Source organism: Nostoc commune NIES-4072, assembly GCF_003113895.1.
Classification (GTDB): Bacteria; Cyanobacteriota; Cyanobacteriia; order Cyanobacteriales; family Nostocaceae; genus Nostoc; species Nostoc commune.
In genome coordinates this window covers 4,078,532-4,094,447 of record NZ_BDUD01000001.1, presented here as the reverse complement: position 1 = coordinate 4,094,447, position 15,916 = coordinate 4,078,532, and the positions used below count along the sequence as shown (strand labels likewise).

Here is a 15,916-nt window from a genome sequence, read left to right as displayed (position 1 = left end):
TTTATTGAATTCGGACAGTCGTTGATTGAATTTAGGCAACCCCCAAGAATTGACATAAAGCCATTTAATATATTTGTAATCCTAATCAACATTTATTGGATGATAAAGTAAAACATATATGGAGGTAAGATTATGACCCAAGCGTTGCCCAAATTACTAACCTTTAATGAATTTATCGAATGGTATCCCAACGATGGAAAACGCTATGAATTGCACAAAGGAGTAATTATTGAAATGCCGCCTCCAACCGGTTCGCATGAAAAAGTTGTAGGATTTATAGCCCGTAAGCTAACTGTCGAGTTTGATCGCCTAAATCTTCCCTACACTATACCCAAAACTGCATTGATCCAAACTCCTTCTGCCGAATCGGCTTATTCGCCTGATGTGTTGCTGCTAAATCTTGATAATCTCGACAATGAACCGCTTTTTCAAAAACAGTCAACAGTAAGCCAAGCAGCATCGGTTCCAATAGTCATCGAAGTTGTTTCAACCAACTGGCGAGATGATTACTACAATAAACTTAGGGATTATGAAGAAATGGGAATTCCCGAATATTGGATTGCTGATTATGCTGCATTGGGTGCAAGAAAGTTCATTGGGAATCCCAAACAACCTACTATTTTTGTGTGCGAATTAGTTGATGGTGAATATCAAATGACAGCGTTTCAAGGTAACACCGCGATTTCATCACCTACCTTTCCCCAATTAAATTTAACTGCACAGCAGATTTTTAATGCAGCTAACTAATTTTTATCTAGTCTTATAATTATCTTCCCAACTTATTGGGAATACCTTCACAACCACCAGGAATCGTACCTCTAGTTTTTTCACCACCCCAAGTACAACAGTAGTTACGTGCAGACTCAGACATGCGCTGTACATTGGTGAAATCGGCATTTTCCACCACAGCGCCAGTGTGTTCGCCGGTTTGATAATTTGGTCGTTCAGTGCGACTACGGGGTGATGCTTTATCCACTACACCGTAGAATAGGCGAATCCCGTTGATGTCGGCACCACTGAGATTAGCACTATATAGAATAGTGCGGGAGAGGTTGGCTTTTACTAAATCACAACCGCTCAGGTTAGCGCGGACAAGATTAGCTTCGCTCAGGTCAGTCCAGCGTAAATCAGTATCAGAAAGGTCTGCTGCGGCTAGCGTTACGCCTAAATCGATGACACGGACACCTTCCAGGCGGTCTTCTACATATCCGCCACTGCCGTCGAGAATGGCTCGACCTAATAGCCGATCGCGTTGTAAGGGTGACAGCAACTTGGAACGTGAGAGAAAGCGGAGAATTTTCGCTTTACCACTGCCATCTACACTACTTAAAATTGCCGCAGTGCGTCCTTCAGCGATCGCTCTTTCTTGGGGCCAATCTTCTAATAATCCTTCTTGATCTAATACTAAATCTGAAACGCCTTGGAAATAAGAATCAATTGTCTGCTGCTGGGTGATAATGTTTTGCTGAACTGTTAGCAGGTTTTGCTGAATTGTCAAGTCTTTGGAAATAACATATTGTCGCCACGCCACGTAAACGGCGATGACGGCGATCAGAATTTGCCCCAAAGCACCAAACCAATCTGCTAGGGTTCCAGCAATGTCCCAGTTAATCTGGCGTCCCCAAACAAGTAAGCGATCGCCCACACCTGTAAACTTAATCAAGCCGATGATCGCTACTATTAATCCCAAAATGGCAACAAACAGGGTGCGTTCTTGGGGTGAAAACCACTCGTATAATGCTTTTTGCAACCAAGGCAATAATATCGCTAGGGATAAAAACAAAGTTATCAGCGTTCCGATAATGCCGACGATCCAGTTATTGAGGATAACTCCAATGAAGGTGATGGCGATCGCTATTAAGGTAATTAGCAATGCCCTCGGCTTAACTACGAATTGCTTGGTAGTAGGTTGCTGAGAGTCAGAACGAGCTTGTTGGATAGCAGTTGTATATTGCGGAGATTTCAAAGATGCGATCGCTGCTAGGGCTTGTTGTGTCGCTAGTGCTTCTGAGCTTAGGTTTTTCTCACTTGCACTCCCGTCAAAGTCATCTGGTTGCAAGTCGTTTTCTGGAACTGGTTCTGGGGTTGGTAGATTAGAGGAATCGGATTCAATTGTCATGTTTTCTATTTTGCCCCAGCAGACTTAGTTCAGCATCTGTTTTCTCAGAAATTGCACTAAACCAAAAACCTCTATTCCATACGACTGAGAAACGCTATCTGCTCCAACGATTTGTTAGCTTGCGTCACAGAGGTAGCTTTGCAATGCGATCAACCCATTCTTCGGCACTTGATGCTGACCAAATTATCAGCAATTCTTCGATAACGACTTCAATCGCTAACTTTCTAGATACGATGATAACTCCTGAACTTTGATTGTTTGCGATGAACTCCGCAAATTCTGATGGCATTGTTTTTCGGTCATGGCTAACAAGAATACGCCCTTGCTTTGCGGCGATCGCCAATACTTCTGGATCTTTTACACCTTTCAATCCCGCAGTAAAGGCAGTTTGGAAGTCAATTGCAGATTCTCGTCGCAAAACTCCTGTCACGATCGCCTGATTCAAATCAGCATCGGCTTGGTAACAAATGTTCACTTTCTTGCTACCTTAGCTGCCATCAACTTGTTATATAAAGCGGGATCAGTAACCTGTAGCGGTTGAGGCATCGCATCAAAAGCTATTTCTTCAGCTGCTAGGTAAGCGTCAATATCAGCACGATTGGCTAGATAAAAGGCGATCGCTCCATAAACTTGTTCAAGTGTCAGTAGGGGGAAAGACTGAACAATGGTTTCAGGTGACTGCCCACTTTGGAAGGCATATACAACAGAGTCAAGGGAAATTCGGGTATCTATAACCCAATAAGCATCATTTCGATATTCTACATACAATTTGGCTACTACGACTGGCATCTAGTTGCTCCTGCTACAACTATCTTTGATCATAGGCGAGTTTCTGCTATGCAGAACTTTACCTCTCTCCTTTTAAGAGAGAGGCTTTGAATCTTACTCCCCTTTTCTTGTAGGGAAGGGGCTGGAGGTTAGGTCTGTATTCGACTCAACCCAGAAGCGCTATAGCTTGTGCCAGCAAGTTACCACAATTAAGAATTTTGATGAACGCGATGTGCGACTTTTTCTTGGAACCCCGCTTCCATTCTTCTCCCCCACAGTCCAAAAGGCTTTGATTTTTGCTTTGCTTACCTGGTAAATAAGGGGTTGGGGGTTAGATTTGAGAGAAAGTCGCACATCGCGTTATCTATTACTTTTTAGCAGACTACTGTCAGCAAGCAGAGCTAATCTCTTTTGTTCAAAGTTCAAAATGTTATTGGTGGATGCTTCTTTGCGTGCGCGACAGTAGACTGGAAGTTCAGCTCCATAGCACCCGTTACTACCGTAGAAATCCGTTTGAATTGCATTATTCTGAGTTAATCGCCAGTATCTATGACGCCACTCTCCAGAAGAACATGTAGCTGTGGCATCATCAGAGGCTTGTGTTCCTCTATAAAAAATAAAGCCTCCATAACTCATGCCCGCCGATGGATTATCAGATAAAACCATATACGGTTGTTTGTTATAGATCCTCAATCCTACATTCCAGCTACTGCAAACAACTGGCAATGGCTCATTTGTGTTATAAGAAATTGCATATTCGTACCTACCACTTGGATAGTTTGGAATCTGACAACCGTTGTTTACATCGATCTGGCTGAGATTTCCACATAGAAGCCAATCACTTGCATAGGCAGGCGAAACCACAAAGATACTTATAAAAACTGAAACGAGTTTACAAAAGTTTTGAATTTTTGTTTTCACTTTTTTGTTCATCATAATGTTGTGGTGTTTTGTAAAGTTTTTATCAACCAAACTCAACCACAAGCTGTAGCAATCACCTTCTTTTCAGGAGTTTAGGTTTACTCTAAAAGGCAGCAACATAACCAACGGCTACTACTGTGAGAATACTGAGTTTAGTTGTACAAAACTTACAATATCAAAGTGAAAATTACAAGAGCATTAATTTATACAAAACTTAATTTATTAGTAGCACTCATTATCGCAAAGAAAAATGCTGAAGATAATTTGAGGGAACTGCTAGAAAACAGTGCTAGTGAACCTACACTAGACCTCTTGGATAAATCAAAAATAAGAACCCCACCCCGCCAAAGCTATGCTTTGTCTCCCCTCCCCGCAAGCGGGGAGGGGTTGGGGGTGGGGTGTTAGGGACTTTTGCAACAGGTCTACTGTAACCGTATTGGGTAATTTATTTGTTGCAACTTCCAGTATTCCGCACTCAATTAAGGTGCAAGGGCATTACCCCGAATTAGACTACCAATGGTTTTGGCAGTAATTTTCAGTTGGGTGATGGGATTAGCTGGGACAACCGTCTTATACAAATAGCTATCGAATGTTAGCCGTTGTACATCGAGGTCATCGCACATTTCCACAAACGCTTCGCGGGTGGCGTTGGAACGATAGAACACGGTTTGCAGAATGTCCAGCACCTTGTAAGTGAGTCCGTATCTTTTATCCCAACGCTTCAGGTAAACCTTAAGGTCGCCTTCTGTAGGAATACGGCTACCACTATTAGATGCTTCTACAATAGTTTCGGCACACATCCGCCCAGATTTAGCCGCAAAATAAATACCTTCACCAGAAGACTTGGTAACGTAACCAGCAGCATCTCCCACTAAAGCGATGCGACCGACAACACGACGGGGACGGGGATGTTCAGGAATGGGGTGCGCTTCTACTTTGATGATTTTACCGCCTGCCAATTTCTCCGAAGCACGGGCGCGGATGCCAGCTTGTAACTGTTTGATGCTGGCTTTATTGACATGCATTGTGCCAGTACCAACCGCTACGTGGTCATATTTGGGGAAAACCCAAGCGTAGAAATCGGTAGAAACGTCATCACCGACATACATTTCGGCGAGGTCGTTATAGTAGGCCATTTTGTCTTCGGGTAAGCGAATCCGCTCTTGGAAAGCGATCGCATAATTGTAATCCCCAGCGTCCATTTCTTTGGCAACGCGAGAATTAGCCCCATCCGCCCCAATAATTAGATCCACCTTCAGAGTTTTGGCAATACCCTGTGATATCCCATCTGTATGGTCAACGTAATGGATGGTATAGGGATCGGTATTGTTTCCTGGTATATCAAGTTTATGAACAGTTGCATTAATTAGATTTGCGCCGAGTTTTGCCGCGCGATCGCGCAAAAAGCCATCTAGTACTTCCCGGCGGCACATTCCTATATATTCTTCTTCATTTACCAGATTTATATCTACCTCACGATTGGAAGGCGAAATCATTTTCATCTTCCGTACCCGGCGATCAATAATCTCTGGTGGTAAGTCAAATTCACTCACCATACATAAAGGAATTGCACCCCCACAAGGCTTTGCATTGTCTAGCTTCCGCTCAAACAGGTAGGTTTCAATCCCAGAGGCTGCCAGTGTTTCTGCGGCAGATGAACCAGCAGGGCCTGACCCAATAACAGCAACCCGTAGTGTCAAAGGTCTTTCTCCCAATCTTCACATTTACCGAGAGCATACTACCACGGTCTTTCTAGTGATTTGGCGCTTTTCCTTCAGGTTCCTGCACAAATGCAATATTCCTTAATGTTTCGATACGAATTGGGCATTGGGAAAACACTTTCTTTATCCCCTCATCTCCCTCATCCCCCCACTCCCAATACGGTTCGGATAAGCATTTTTCACTTTCCTTGTGGTCTGGGGAAAGGGTAAGGGGTAAAGGGTAAAGGATGTATTGAAAACCTTTCCCCTTTTCCCTTTGCCCTTTAACCGAACCGTATTGCCCCCACTCCCGCACTCCCTCACTCCCCAGCTTCCTCGATTGCGGCAGTTGTAGTAGCTAAATCTTGGCTAAATATTGTTTATCTCTAACTAACGATATATGGTATATGTAAGACACAGTAATCCTAGCAGGGAACTGTAGATTAGTTGCAGAGGTATAGCCGCAGTGGGTATAGTAGTTGAGAATGTCTCCAAACAATTTGGGAGTTTCAAGGCAGTTGATCAGGTCAGCCTGGAAATTAAGAGTGGTTCGCTAGTTGCCTTGCTCGGCCCATCGGGATCAGGTAAATCTACGCTACTACGGTTAATTTCAGGTTTAGAAATGCCAGATAGCGGCAAAATCCTGCTTACCGGTAAGGACGCTACATACCAAAGCGTGCAACAGCGCAATATTGGCTTTGTGTTTCAGCACTATGCCCTATTTAAACATCTAACTGTTAAACAGAATATTGCCTTTGGCTTAGAAATTCGCAAGGCACAGCCAAAGAAAATTAAGGGGCGGGTAGAACAGTTACTAGAATTGGTGCAATTGAGTGGATTAGGCGATCGCTATCCATCACAACTTTCTGGTGGTCAAAGACAACGGGTAGCATTAGCAAGGGCACTGGCAGTAGAACCTGAAGTATTACTGCTAGATGAACCCTTTGGCGCACTTGATGCTAAAGTCCGTAAAGACTTACGGGCATGGTTACGCAATCTCCATGATGAGGTTCATGTTACCACGGTTTTTGTCACCCACGATCAAGAAGAAGCAATGGAAGTCTCTGATGAAGTTGTGGTGATGAATAGAGGGCGTGTCGAACAAGTGGGGACACCAGCAGAAATTTATGATAATCCTGCCACTGCATTTGTGATGAGCTTCATTGGGCCGGTAAATGTGTTACCCAGCAACTCCAAGATTTTTCAAAGTAGCGGATTTGATGCGCCACACCCACAAGTGTTTTTGCGTCCGCAAGATGTGATTTTGGAAAAAGTTGCTAACGGTTCTACTACGGCTGCGACAGTAAGCCGTTTGATACATTTGGGTTGGGAAATTCAGGTAGAATTAACTTTCGATGATGGGCAAGTGGTGATGGCGCATTTAACACGCGATCGCTTTAACCAATTAGAATTAGAACCGAAACAGCGAGTCTATGTGAAGCCAAAGGATGCCAAGTCCTTCCCTCTGTCTTATTCAATTTAGTTGGCAATGTTGAAGTATTTATGCTTGTTGCTTTAGGGCGCAGCAGAAAAACGTTGCCAGAATATTTGCCAAATCCACCAGTAACCAGTGTAATCAGAGACAGATTGCACAAAGATAAAGATATACAAAAACACCAGCTTAGTATCATACTGAGGCTGGTGCGCTGGCTTTTCATTGATTTTTTGTGAGGGCTAATTTAATCCTCTAACATTCGACTTTCTACATGGCAGCGCTATATCTGCTCCTACTAGCAAGGAGTCAAATTAAACCTAATTCTATAAATTCCATTGAATCCAATTTGAGTTCGCTGCCCCGCAGCCACATTTGTAGCACGCGCTATCAAAGTTGTGTTGATGCCAAAAACCGAACTCACTCGGTTAGCACACGCGTCTACTGTATCTCCTGTAATAGCTACATCTTTTAACCATCCACCTGAAGAGCCAGACGGAAAGTTTGCGTTTAGATCATTCGTAGATGGAATTACTTGCCCTTGAAACACTGGTCTAACCCTTAGGGCAGCAGTACCTCCCTGAGGCACATTTGCAGAACCAGAATACCTCAGGTTAATGGGCTGAATTTTGTAGCCTCTAGGTATATTAAGCCCAATTCTGAGATTGCAAGATTGTGATACAACTCTAGGAGATACAGCTGTAGCCTGAAATCGAGGGAAAGTTACAGACAGAGTATTTCCTACCAAACTTACAACGGCATCTCCCGACGGGCAGCCATTTCCGAAAACAGTTACTGGAACACTTTCAAACTGAAATGCTGGTGTTTGAGCCTGTGCCTCCGATAAACCCACAACATTTAAACTCAGTAGCGTCAAACTGGAAATAAGAGCAGTTAAAACTTTCATATCTTTCATCTCAAATAAGGAGAGCTTCTCAGGTTTGTTGTCAATAACTATGTCTCAAGACACAGAGTCAAAAATTTCTTCACAGCGATTGAAAGAAATCTTTCGATAAGTTGGTACAGCTTTACAAAGATCAGGTTTTGGGAAAAATTAAATGCAAAACTAACTATGCATTAAAAAACCTAACAAGGATTAAAAGCAAACTTGATTTGGAACAATACAGGGCCGATTGCTGTATCTATTTTATCAATTCGGATTTTGGTTTCTTGATTTGTAGGTATATCTCTAGCTCTTGCCGTCAGATTTGTATTGATACCAAAAATCGAATTTACTGGGTTTTGACATGCATTTATTGTGCCTAATACAATATTTACATCTTTACTCCAAGTAGCTGAGAAACCAGGCGCAAAAGTTGCATTTGGATCATCGATAGTTTGAACTTCTTGACCTTGAAGAAGTATTTTCACGTTCAGGTTAGCACTGCCTCCTGTAGGCACATCTGCAAAGCCAAGATACTTGACTTGAATTGGCTGAACGTTAAATCCAGAAGGTACATTCAGACCGATCCGCAGATTACAGGATGCTGATACAACCTTAGGAGGTGAAGCTTTAGCTTCAAACTCAGAAATTGTTATAGAAAGAGTATCTGCATCCAAAATTCCCTTTGCTGTTCCGTTTGGGCAGCCATTTCCGAAAAGAGTTACTGGAACTTCTTGAAGCTCAAATCCTGCTGTTTGAGCCTGTACCTGAGATAAACCCACAAGATTTAAACTCAGTAGAGTCAAACTGGAAATCATACCAGTTAAAACTTTCATCTAATAACTCCGCGAAAATCTGTAATCTCCTATGAATATTACATGGAATGTCAATCTCCTAATATACTTCTACACACAAAAACTTCACGTGGCAAACTCTTTGAGTTTTGGGCATTTCTAGCAATCATTAAATGTATGGAATACGCTCTGGTTAATAAAGACAGAAATATGATAATACAATCAATTTCTGACTTGGAAATTGTTTACCAGCGTATTTCACTTATCAGAAAATAATTCAGGAGTCAGGACTTAAAATTCAGAATTGAATTCTGCACGAGAAAGCAGATAACGCAGAGGTAGCGAGTCTACCACCGAATGAATAAGTTAGTTTAAGACCCTAACTAAATCTTCTTCTTTGGAGACGCACTCGCGTTCGATTTACTGTTCAACAAGAAAATGGCGGAACTGAACTCTCCACTAATTGATTCTGACTCCTGAATTCTTACTTCTGAATTCTTCTTGAATTAAGAATTGCCCTCACAAACATAAGTTTTACAAACATTATACCATCAACCTATCAAAGAAAAATATATTTTACCTATCCAAAGACATATTTTTTGCAAATTGTCATTTCGTTAGATTTATCAGCGACTTTGGCTTGACCTAACTATTTATCAAGACAGAGAGTCAAAGATTTATCAAACAGAATACATGCGTCAGTCGCCAGAATTCAGAATTGAATTCTGAATCGATTTAGTGGATGAATAAACGGGTTTAAAACCCCATCGTCTGCACGGTGTCTACAATTGGTTGGGGTCTGAATCCCCAACGAACATTGATTCTGACTCCTGGATTCTGACTTCTGACTCCTTCTTCAATCAGAGCGATTGAATAAATCTTTCGATAAGTTAGTACAGCTTTACAAGGAGCAGTTTTTGGGAAAAATTAAATGCAAAATGACTATACATTTAAAAACCTAACAAGGCTTAAAAGCAAACTTTATTTGGAACAATACATTCTTGATTGTTGTATCAATTGTATTAATTCGGATTTGGGTTTCTTGATTTGCAGGTATACCTCTAGCTCTTGCAGTCAGAGTTGAATTGATACCGAAAATCGAACTGACTGGTCTACTACATGCATTTATTGTGTTTGCTACAATATCTATATTTTTGTTCCAAGTATTTGAAAAGCCAGCCGGAAACGTTTGGTTTGGATTATTAATAGTTGTAACACTTGCACCTTGAAATGATATGTCAACGTTCAAATCAGCACTGCCTCCTGTAGGCACATCTGCAAAGCCAAGATACCTGACGCTAATCGGCTGAACGTTAGATCCAGAAGGTATATCAAGACCGAACCGCAGATTACAGGATGCTGATACAACTTTAGAAGATGAAGCTCTAGCTTCAAACTGAGAAAATGTTACTGAAGCAGTATCTCCATTCAAAACTAGCTGTGCTGTTCCGTTTGGGCAACCATTTCCGAAAAAAGTTCCACCAACTTGTTGAAACCTAAATCCTGTCGCTGTTTGAGCCTGTACCTGAGATAAACCCACAACATTTAAACTCAGTAGCGTCAAACTGGAAAATAGACCAGTTAAAACTTTCATATAATAACTCCACGAAAATTATGTAATCTCCTGGGCGTATTAGCTGCAATGTCAAACTCCTAAATATACTTCTACAAAAACAAATTTTACCCAGTAGCATTTTCCAGATTGGAGGATTCTCTAGCAGTTCTTAATTATTTACAACACGCTTTGCTTAAAAGATACAGAACAGGATAAAACAACCAATTTCTGACTCGGAAATTATTTATCAGCGTATTTCACTTCTCAGAAAATAATTCAGGAGTCAGGACTTAGAATTCAGAATTAAATTCTGTATAACTGGCGGATAGCGCAGCAGTAGGTAGTTGACCAGCAGAATGAATAAATGGATTTAATATCCTCACGAAATCTTTTTTATTGGAGACGCACTCGCGTTCGATTTACTGTTCAACAATGGTAGGTTTGACCCCCCACTAAATTGATTCTGACTCCTGAATTCTTACTTCTGAATTATTCTCCAATTCAGAATGATTTATCAGCTAGTTTGACTTAACCTAATTACTTATCAAGAGATAGAGTCTAAGATTTCTTCAAAGCGATTAGAAAAAATCTTTCAATAAGTTGGTAAAGCCACTTTTGAGAGTTAAGCTTTTGGGAAAAATTAAATGCAAAACTAACTATGCATTTAAAACCTAACAAGGATTAAAATCAAACTTGACTTGGAACAATACAGGACCGATTGTTGTGTCGATTGTATCAATTCGGAGTTGGGTTTCTTGACCTCTAGGTATAGTTGTACCTCTTGACGTCAGAGTTGAATTGATACCAAAAACCGAACTAACTGGTCTACTACATGCATTTATTGTGTTTAATACAATACCTACATCTTTGCTCCAAACATCTGAGAAGCCAGCCGGAAAGGTTCGGTTTGGATTATCGGTAGTTGGAACTTCTCTACCTTGAAAGAGTATTTTCACGTTCAGGTCAGCACTGCCTCGTGTAGGCACATCTGCAAAGCCATTATATAGGACGTTAATCGGCTGAACGTTAAATCCAGAAGGTACATTCAGACCGATCCGCAGATTGCAGGATGCTGATACAACATTAGGACGTGAAGCTTTAGCTTCAAACGCAGAAAATGTTATTGAAAGAGTATCTCCATTTAAAACTCCCTGTATTTGTCCCGGTGGGCAACCATTTCCTGTAAAACTTACTGGAACATTTTGAAACTCAAATCCTTGTGTTTGAGCCTGTACCTGAGATAAACCCAGAACATTTAAACTCAGTAGGGTCAAGCTGGAAATAATGCCAGTTAAAATTTTCATATTGTTAGACTCCGCGAAAACGTTTAATTTCCTGTACAAACTTAGCTGCAACTTAAAATTCCCTAAGACTCTTCCTTCTACACAAAAGAATTTTAACCACCAGCCTCTTTGGTGTTTGAGGACTTATAGCAATTCTTAATTGTTTGCAATACGTCCGGGTTAAAGCAGACAGAAATACGATAAAACAATCAATTTCGGGATTTGAAATTATTTATCAGCGTATTTCATTATTTAAGAATTGCCATTTGCTTGCCAATACTATTTTTCAAAACGGATAGCCAAAGATTTCTTCAGAGCGATTGTAAGAAATCTTTGGACAAGTTTGGTAAAACAACTTTAGAGGATGTTTTAAAACGGTATTTTCCTCTAAGGATAAAGCACGGCGAAGCATCTCAGTATATGGCTGAAATCGCATTTTTTTCGTCGCACTTGACCTGAGCCAGAATGGTAAAAATATACCTTCTGGGACTTTTAAAACATCCTCTTAGAGGCATCAGCTTTTGTGAAAAATTAAATGCAGATTATGCATTTAAAAACCTAGCAAGGATTAAAAGCAAACTTGATTTGGAACAATACAGGGCCAATTGTTGTGTCAATTGTATCAATTCGGATTTGGGTTTCTTGATTTTGAGCTACAGTTGTAGCTCTTGCCGTCAGATTTGTATTGATACCAAAAACCGAACTCACTGGATTCTTACATGCATTTATTGTACCTAATGTAATACCTACATTTTTGTCCCAAACATCTGAGAAGGGACTGTTAAACCTTCGGTTTGGATCATTGTTAGTTGGTACTATTTGACCTTGAAATAGTATTCTAACGTTCAGGTCAGCACTGCCTCCTTTAGGCACATCTGCAAAGCCAAGATACTGGACGTTAACCGGCTGAACATTCAATCCAGAAGGTACATTAAGACCGATCCGTAGATTGCAGGCTGCTGATACAACTCTAGGAAACAAAGCTTTAGCTTCAAACTGAGAAAATGTTACTGAAAGAGTATCTCCATTCAAAATTCCCTCTGCTGTTCCCCTTGGGCAACCATTTCCGAAAAGAGTTACTGGAACTTTTTGAAAAGTAAATCCTTGTGGTGTTTGTTGAGCCTGTACCTGAGATAAACCAACAACATTTAAACTCAGTAGCGTCAAGCTGGAAATCAGACCAGTTAAAATTTTCATATTTTTCGACTCCGCAAAAACGTTTAACTTCTGGACATGAGCTGCAATTGAAAATTCCTAAGATACTTCTACGCAAAGGAATTTTACCCAGCAGCCTGTTTAGGGTTTGAGGACTTTTAGCAGTTATTAAATCTGTGCAATACGCTCTGTTAAGCCAGACAGAAGCATGATAAAAAAATCAATTTCTAGCTTGGAAATTAATTATTTATCAGCGTATTTCACTTATCAGACAAGAATTCAGGAGTTAAAATTGGCAATCTAGAATTTAATTCTGTAAAACTGGGGTAGCTACCCTACGAGCGGATGAACAAATGGTTTAAGGCGGCGACTAAATTGCTCGCGTAGCGTCTCCAAAGGAGAAGATTTAGTAGTCAACTACAAATAGGCGGGTCTTAATCTCCCACTAATTGATTTTGACTCCTGAATTCTGACTTCTGAATTTTTTTGTTGAGAATTGCTCTTGCAACAATCCTCAAAAAAAATAGTAAGTCATCTGAGAAACATTTTATATCTATCTAAAGGAATAGATCAAGTAAATTTTAACAAATTATTACGGGAAAGTACTTAGGTATGTAGCAGTGAGACATGCGCTTTTGGTAGGGTTTCTCTCGTTAGCTATTTGCTCTACTTAGAGAGGCCCCAAGTAGAGGAGGTAATGGGTTCTAGGAGTTGTCTGTAGCAACTGCTCTTAAGTGGCGTCAGGCGACTGGGAACTCGGTAGAGAGCCAGACGCCCTTACGTAAATAACGCAAGGCTTACGAGCATCAGTGCTTGTCGTCAGACATCGCTATTAGCTAAGATCCTTTCAGCAGCTATTTGGCGTCGTTAAAGGTAAGCTAATCTTTTAAAATCTGGATTTCATCAAGCTGATTAATCACCACATCTGCTCCTCGGACGTTATCCGACTTACCCACCCAAGTGATACCAATACAACCTGCGGCTTTAGCATCACGCGCCATCTGCATATCACCAACGGAATCACCTACCATCAATGTAACGCCTGGTTGGACTCCCAAAGCTTGGCAAGCTTGCAAAAATAGGACTGGATCTGGTTTACTCGGCCCTTCATCTACTCCCATTCCCAACTCGATATAATCATTTAATTGGTGATTTTCTACAAAGTTATGTACTTCATCACTTGTTGCTGCGGAGAGGATACCGAGTTTCAAACCCCCATTTCGTAGGTATTTCAATAAATCTAAGCTACCTACAAACAGGGGTGAAGGAGTTTTTTCAATGTATTTTTCTGCTTCATCCAAAGCTTGACGGGCTATTTTTAAAGATTCAAACCACCCTCTACCTGTTTCGGCAATATATGCCGCAGCCGCAACTTCTGTTTCACGGCGACTCGCTACCGATATCAAACCCGCCGGGTCTAGAATATTCCCATAGATACCAAATGCCATTAATAGCGGTTCCCCAATACCGGGAACTTGAGCGTCTATCAACCTAGCTGCTCTTTGTGCGAGCGATCGCAAATACGTTTCTGAATCTTCTAGAGTACCGTTTTTGTCAAACAAAATTGCCTGGATATTATCAAAAGTGATATCTCTACATTTAATAGCTACCATAATATTTCATTTTATTTAATTAAAATTTAGTTAAAAGTGAGGAGTTATGAATTTTTATGCTTAACTCCTAATATAGGAATCCGGTTTGATTTCTGAAAATATCCGTAGGATGTGTTAGCGACAGCGTAACGCATCAAACCCTTGATAATAGTGCGTTACGAACTCCGTTCTAACACACTCTACAACACTCTACAACACCTAATTTCGTTCAAAAATCAAATAGTAATCCTATAGCTCCCGATTCTCTACATAAAAAAAGAGGGTTTTCCCCTCTTTTTACAAAGATTTAATCCTCTTACTTATAAATAAGTAAAACTATAAATGTATTATTCTTCAATAGCTGCTGGAATTCCCTCTTCAGTTTCCACTGCTGTAGGAATATCTTCTTCAGTTTCCGTTGCTGGTGGAATATCTTCTTCAAGTTCCGCTGCTGGTGGAATATCTTCGTCAAGTTCTGCTGCTGGTGGAATATCTTCTTCTGCTACAACTTCAGCAGCAGGAGACGCAGTAGCACCTTGTTGCTTGGCTAACAGTTGTTCACGATACTTAGCAGCCATTTCTTCTGCTTTATCGTAGACCAAATCCCGGTTTTTAATCATGTCGCCGGGTTCGGGTTCTAGCTGCTTGGTAGATAGGGAAATGCGACCCCTTTCTGCATCCAAGTCAATGATCATAACTTTTACTTCATCATTGACATTGAACACGCTATGAGGTGTATCAATATGTTCGTGGGAAATTTCAGAAATGTGCAGTAGACCACTCACGCCGCCAATGTCGATGAAAGCACCGTAGGGTTTGATCCCACGAACTGTACCAATTACTACTTCGCCGACTTCTAGGCGGTTCATCTTACGTTCAACCAGCGCCCGACGGTGAGATAGAACTAAACGGTTACGTTCTTCGTCCACCTCTAGAAATTTCAATGGCAAATCTTCGCCTACCAATTCTTCTTTAGGTTTGCGGGTACTGATATGGGAGCCGGGGATAAAGCCGCGTAATCCCTCAATCCGTACCAATGCTCCACCGCGATTGGTTGCAAATACGCCAGAACGAACAGTAGCATCTTCTGCTTGCAGCTGGCGCACGCGCTCCCAAGCCCGCATATATTCAATACGGCGAATGGAAAGGGTTAATTGACCATCTTCGTTTTCATCGGTGAGGATGAAAAATTCCCGTGTTTCGTTTGACTGTAAGACTTCTTCCGGGCTGTCTACCCGGTTAATAGACATTTCTTGTATAGGAATATATGCTGCAGTTTTAGCACCAATGTCAATCAGAGCGCCGCGCGGCTCTATACTGAAAACTGTTCCTGGGACAACATCACCAGGGCTAAAATGATAATCGTATTTGTCAAGTAGAGCAGCGAAATCTTCGTGAGTGAATCCAATTTCTGTAGCGGTTAAATTCTGATTGACCATGCTGATTTGTTCCTGGTTCTAGTCTCCGTAAAGGTTGTGCGACAAGCGCGATGTGTTATGCAAACACTTTTATGGCAGCTTACATTAACATCCATTTTCATCCTAGCGCAGAAAAGCTAGTATTAACACATATCTACTCCCAAGATTGGAAATTATATCACAACAATTAGTCATTAATCATTAGTCATTGGTCATTAGTGAGAAACAACATAAAAGACAAATACAATAATATCCGTTGCCACTATACATAGTAGCAACGGATACTAAGATTCAAT

14 protein-coding genes are annotated in these 15,916 nt (G+C 41.0%); 2 read left to right on the top strand and 12 right to left on the bottom strand.

Annotated elements, in window-relative coordinates:
- Positions 1-132 precede the first annotated feature (132 nt).
- Positions 133-747 (top strand): Uma2 family endonuclease, encoded by a 615-nt coding sequence (locus tag CDC33_RS18005; protein WP_109009643.1) that lies wholly within the window; start codon positions 133-135, stop codon positions 745-747.
- A gap of 19 nt (positions 748-766) precedes the next feature.
- Here the strand turns inward: CDC33_RS18005 and CDC33_RS18000 are convergent, their stop codons facing one another.
- From CDC33_RS18000 to chlP, 5 genes are all read right to left on the bottom strand, one after another.
- Positions 767-2,119: a pentapeptide repeat-containing protein gene (locus CDC33_RS18000; RefSeq protein ID WP_109009642.1), complete on the bottom strand. Its 1,353-nt coding sequence runs from the start codon at positions 2,117-2,119 to the stop codon at positions 767-769.
- Between the two features lie 124 nt (positions 2,120-2,243).
- Positions 2,244-2,594 carry a DUF5615 family PIN-like protein gene (locus tag CDC33_RS17995; protein ID WP_109009641.1) on the bottom strand — a complete coding sequence of 117 codons (351 nt, stop codon included), beginning with the start codon at positions 2,592-2,594 and terminating at the stop codon, positions 2,244-2,246.
- A complete protein-coding gene (locus tag CDC33_RS17990) occupies positions 2,591-2,908 on the bottom strand; it encodes a DUF433 domain-containing protein (RefSeq protein WP_100899385.1) in 318 nt (105 codons plus the stop codon). Before CDC33_RS17990 ends, CDC33_RS17995 begins: the two co-directional genes overlap by 4 nt.
- A 339-nt stretch (positions 2,909-3,247) precedes the next feature.
- A complete protein-coding gene (locus tag CDC33_RS17985; protein ID WP_146195837.1) occupies positions 3,248-3,859 on the bottom strand; it encodes a hypothetical protein in 612 nt (203 codons plus the stop codon).
- A 428-nt stretch (positions 3,860-4,287) separates the two neighbouring features.
- Complete coding sequence (gene chlP / locus CDC33_RS17975) at positions 4,288-5,508, bottom strand: geranylgeranyl reductase (protein WP_109012617.1); 1,221 nt, start codon at positions 5,506-5,508, stop codon at positions 4,288-4,290.
- Between the two features lie 466 nt (positions 5,509-5,974).
- On the opposite strand from chlP, the gene CDC33_RS17965 reads away from it, so the two are divergent.
- Positions 5,975-6,991 carry a sulfate/molybdate ABC transporter ATP-binding protein gene (locus CDC33_RS17965; RefSeq protein WP_109009637.1) on the top strand — a complete coding sequence of 339 codons (1,017 nt, stop codon included), beginning with the start codon at positions 5,975-5,977 and terminating at the stop codon, positions 6,989-6,991.
- A 247-nt stretch (positions 6,992-7,238) separates the two neighbouring features.
- Here CDC33_RS17965 and CDC33_RS17960 read toward each other — a convergent pair whose 3' ends face one another.
- From CDC33_RS17960 to CDC33_RS17930, 7 genes are all read right to left on the bottom strand, one after another.
- Entirely contained in the window at positions 7,239-7,847 is a 609-nt protein-coding gene (locus tag CDC33_RS17960; protein WP_181374059.1) for a DUF4360 domain-containing protein, read from the bottom strand.
- Positions 7,848-8,026: 179 nt separating this feature from the next.
- A complete protein-coding gene (locus CDC33_RS17955; RefSeq protein ID WP_109009635.1) occupies positions 8,027-8,659 on the bottom strand; it encodes a DUF4360 domain-containing protein in 633 nt (210 codons plus the stop codon).
- A gap of 916 nt (positions 8,660-9,575) precedes the next feature.
- Positions 9,576-10,211, bottom strand: coding sequence for a DUF4360 domain-containing protein (locus tag CDC33_RS17950; RefSeq protein ID WP_109009634.1), 636 nt, complete (start codon positions 10,209-10,211; stop codon positions 9,576-9,578).
- A gap of 632 nt (positions 10,212-10,843) precedes the next feature.
- Complete coding sequence (locus tag CDC33_RS17945; protein ID WP_109009633.1) at positions 10,844-11,476, bottom strand: DUF4360 domain-containing protein; 633 nt, start codon at positions 11,474-11,476, stop codon at positions 10,844-10,846.
- Between the two features lie 537 nt (positions 11,477-12,013).
- On the bottom strand, positions 12,014-12,652 hold the full coding sequence (locus CDC33_RS17940) for a DUF4360 domain-containing protein (RefSeq protein ID WP_109009632.1): 639 nt from the start codon (positions 12,650-12,652) through the stop codon (positions 12,014-12,016).
- Positions 12,653-13,488: 836 nt separating this feature from the next.
- Entirely contained in the window at positions 13,489-14,223 is a 735-nt protein-coding gene (locus CDC33_RS17935; RefSeq protein ID WP_109009631.1) for an HAD family hydrolase, read from the bottom strand.
- 326 nt (positions 14,224-14,549) lie between these two features.
- Positions 14,550-15,641: a 30S ribosomal protein S1 gene (locus CDC33_RS17930; RefSeq protein ID WP_109009630.1), complete on the bottom strand. Its 1,092-nt coding sequence runs from the start codon at positions 15,639-15,641 to the stop codon at positions 14,550-14,552.
- Positions 15,642-15,916 lie beyond the last annotated feature (275 nt).

Excerpts from the sequence above, each read along its gene's own strand:
- CDC33_RS18005 (WP_109009643.1), top strand. The coding sequence starts at position 133 with ATGACCCAAGCGTTGCCCAAATTACTAACCTTTAATGAATTTATCGAA.
- CDC33_RS18000 (WP_109009642.1), bottom strand. The coding sequence starts at position 2,119 with ATGACAATTGAATCCGATTCCTCTAATCTACCAACCCCAGAACCAGTT.
- CDC33_RS17990 (WP_100899385.1), bottom strand. The coding sequence starts at position 2,908 with ATGCCAGTCGTAGTAGCCAAATTGTATGTAGAATATCGAAATGATGCT.
- CDC33_RS17960 (WP_181374059.1), bottom strand. The coding sequence starts at position 7,847 with ATGAAAGTTTTAACTGCTCTTATTTCCAGTTTGACGCTACTGAGTTTA.
- CDC33_RS17955 (WP_109009635.1), bottom strand. The coding sequence starts at position 8,659 with ATGAAAGTTTTAACTGGTATGATTTCCAGTTTGACTCTACTGAGTTTA.
- CDC33_RS17950 (WP_109009634.1), bottom strand. The coding sequence starts at position 10,211 with ATGAAAGTTTTAACTGGTCTATTTTCCAGTTTGACGCTACTGAGTTTA.
- CDC33_RS17945 (WP_109009633.1), bottom strand. The coding sequence starts at position 11,476 with ATGAAAATTTTAACTGGCATTATTTCCAGCTTGACCCTACTGAGTTTA.
- CDC33_RS17940 (WP_109009632.1), bottom strand. The coding sequence starts at position 12,652 with ATGAAAATTTTAACTGGTCTGATTTCCAGCTTGACGCTACTGAGTTTA.
- CDC33_RS17935 (WP_109009631.1), bottom strand. The coding sequence starts at position 14,223 with ATGGTAGCTATTAAATGTAGAGATATCACTTTTGATAATATCCAGGCA.
- CDC33_RS17930 (WP_109009630.1), bottom strand. The coding sequence starts at position 15,641 with ATGGTCAATCAGAATTTAACCGCTACAGAAATTGGATTCACTCACGAA.